The organism is Rhizobacter sp. P2_H2 (assembly GCF_056403375.1).
This window is the reverse complement of sequence record NZ_JBFUFP010000640.1, coordinates 1-3186: the sequence shown is the minus strand read 5'-3', so window position 1 is coordinate 3186 and position 3186 is coordinate 1. Positions and strand designations below refer to the sequence as shown.

The 3186-nt window shown below is 71.8% G+C and carries 1 protein-coding gene and 1 pseudogene; both read left to right on the top strand.

The features are described from left to right. On the top strand, nt 1–1453 hold a 1453-nt coding region (locus tag AC1D15_RS23900), incomplete at its 5' end, for a hypothetical protein (RefSeq protein ID WP_477827932.1). Nucleotides 1454–1490: 37 nt separating this feature from the next. Further along, nucleotides 1491–3186: pseudogene (locus AC1D15_RS23895) on the top strand (hypothetical protein); the annotation flags it as partial.

Genomic DNA, 3186 nt, shown 5'->3' with positions numbered 1-3186 from the left:
GGCCATGCTCGCCCTGCAGTCGAACAGCCTGGTGTGGATCGACGAGGCGATGGTGCGTCGCGAACTCGGCGCCTCGCGTGGCGACCTGCCCGGCCTGGGCTTCGCGCCGCGCGCCCTGCGGCTGGCGCACCTGATGCAGTACCAGATGCACCTCGCGGACGTGGTGGCACTGATGAACAAGCGCAGCTTCCCGGCGGCCTCGCAGTTCCCGGCACTGCCGCCGGCAGGTCCGCTGCCCCCGGGGACGATCGACGTGCGCGACTTCACGCAACGCTATTTCCCGGCCGAGGTCGACGTCGACTTCTCGATCATTCCCGACGACGAACTGCCGGCGCTGGTCGAGGAGTCGCTGGCCTTGCCGCCGATCGATTTCCTCGCCAGCGAGGCGGCGCTCGACCTCACCGCCGTGCTCGTGCTGGCGCCGGTGCCGCGCAGCGACTTCCGCAGCGTGCTCGCCAAGCTGCAGACGCGCAACCGCGTGTTGAAGCCCTCCGCGCCCAACCAGGTCGCGCAACGCAAGCCGCTGGAGATCCTGCAGCGGCTGCGACTGCCGCTGCCCGTGCCCACGGTCGATCCGTCCAACCCCGCCGATGCCGAGTGGGCACGACTGGCGCAGCTGCCGACGCTGTGGTTCGTGCGCCGGCGCAACCTCGCCTACCGCGACGACCTCGTCGGCGCGCCGATCGCGATGGCCGGGATCAACGAGGTGGCCGTCGAGGGCGTGGTTCGCGAACGCATCATGACGCTGGGCCTGGCGCCTTCGCTGGACGGCCTGCTGCAGAAGTCCAGCAGCAAGGCGGCGGCCTCGGTGTTCTCGCTGCTCGCCTCGCCACGCGTCGCGGCCTCGCCCGCGCTCACGGCAGCCACGCTCGGTGCCTTGTCGGCGCAGACCGGCAGCGGTGCGGACGCGGGCCTGGACCACGCGAAGGTGCTCAGCGTGAGTGCGGAGATCAACGGCGGCGCGCTCGGCGAAGGCTTGCTCCGGCTGGAGAAGAACGCCGAAGGTGGCGTCACCAAGATGGCCCTCTCGACGCTGGCCGGCAGCGACGCCTGGCGCAAGCTCGACAGCAATGCGCTGAGCGCGTCGGGCGCGCAGTTGTCGCAGCTGACGGCCCGGCTGACCCGCACGCCGGGCAGCAAGGGCGAGGCCGAAGGCGGCACGCCGCCGGTACCGGTCCCTGCGCCGGAGCCGGCGCCTGTCCCGAGACCTGCACCCGCTCCCGTGCCAAAGCCTGCTCCGGCCCCGGTGCCCGCGCCGGTTCCCGTCCCCGCACCGGTGCCGCGGCCTTCGCCGACGCCGCCGAGTCCACGGCCCGGTCCGTCGCCAGGACCCGTCCCGCGCCGCGAATCTGCCCTTCCCGCGAAGAAGGCGGCCACGAAGAAGGCCCCGGCCGGGAAAGTGGCCGCCAAGAAAGTGGCCGCCAGGAAGACCACCGGGAAGCCGAGCCGCTGAACCGAGTGCCTGACATTCCAGGAGAACCGCCGTGAACATGACCCCTGTGCGCGACCCGGTGTCCGGCGAACGCGTGATCGCCCTGTCGCCGGCCAACGCCACCGAAGCGGCCGCCGCGTGGCTGCGCCGGCCGAACATCTTCCCGGGCCGCGCGCTGACGCAGGGTGCGCTCCAGCAATCTCAGGAATGGGCCGCAGGCCACCTCGCCAAGCGCGGCCAGGACTGGGTCGCCGGCATCGTCGATGGGCTCGAGCTGTCGGTGCAGCAGGTCGCGGTGGATCCGGCCGAGCCATCTGCGGTGCGCCAGCAATTCCTCGCGACCTCGCTGCAGGTCTCGCCCGGCCGCGGCCTGGCCACCAGCGGCGAAGACGTGGTGCTGACGCGCACGCTGCAATGTTCGCTCGCCGACGTGCCCGTGGTCGCGCCCGCGGCCTTCTTCGCCAACGGCGGCGGCGTCGGGAACGGCACGCCGGGGCAGCCACCGACGCTGCTGCCGCGCGAGGTCGGTGTTCCCCTGGGTGCGTTGAGCACCGTCTCGCTGGCCACGCTGCCGCCGGTCGGCGTGCTGGTGATGCAGCCGGTGCGCGTGGAAACCGCGCCGCTCGACCCGATGGACCCTTGCGAGCACAACGCCTGCGACGAAGGCACGGTCAACAACGCCGACAGCTTCATCGACTGGCGCAGTGCCGATGCCGTGCGCCTGCTCTGGTTCGTGTGGCCCGGCGAATGGCGGCCCTTGCCGGGCGTGCCGCCGGCGCAGTGGCGCAACGCGCTGGCCTGGACGGTGTTCGAGGCCGAGCGCCAGCTGGCCGTCGACGGCACCCTGCCCTGGGAAGACTGGGGCGTACCGATCGCGATGGTGAACCTCGACAACCAGCACCGTCCGCTGTGGCTCGACCGGGCCAGCGTGGTGCGCGAGGGTGGCCGTGCGCGCGACTCGCGCATGTACTCGCCGGGGCCGACCTTCAGCGGCGCACTCGCCTGCAACAGCCGCCTGCCTTCGTTGTGGCAGGCGCAGATCGAACAGCTGGCAGAGCAGATCGCCGCGACCGGCGAACCTTCGCCTGCGGCCAACCAGCTGGCCGACGCCTTCACCACGCGCCTGCCGCCGGTGGGCCTGCTGCCGAAGAACACCTTCGAGGCATCGACGCGGCGCAGCGGCTTCTTCCCGCCGGGTTTCGACATCGATGCGGTGCCCGTTCCCGTCGAACAGCTCGACCTCGCGGTGCGCGGCAGTGCTTCGCTGGCGCCGCTCAATCCCTCGGCGAGCGAGAGCGTGCGCATGCTGGTCCCGGTGCCGCTGCAATCGTGGGAACCGCGGCTGTTGCGCACCGAGGTGATCGACCCGCTGTTCAAGCAGACGCTCGACGAAAACCTGCTGCGCCGCGCACGCACCCTCGGCCTGCGCCAGGGCCTGCGCAACCGCGCCGCCATGCTGCAGCACGCGCTGAACGGCAGCTCGCCGGCCGTGCCGCTGATCCGAGACGATCCGCTGGCCCTCGAGACCGAGAGCCTGTCGCCCTGGGGGGAGCCGCCGCCGGGCGGGGGCCATCGCAGCACCCTGGCCGAGGGGCAGCACCAGCACTTCTTCGATGGCGCCAACCCGACCTTCCTGGTGCCGTCGGGCTGGTCGCTGTTCGTCTGGGTCTGCCTCGATCCCGACAACCCGCCCACCGAAGTGATGTTCCAGTGGCATTCGGGCGGGAACTGGGAACACCGTGCCTACTGGGGCG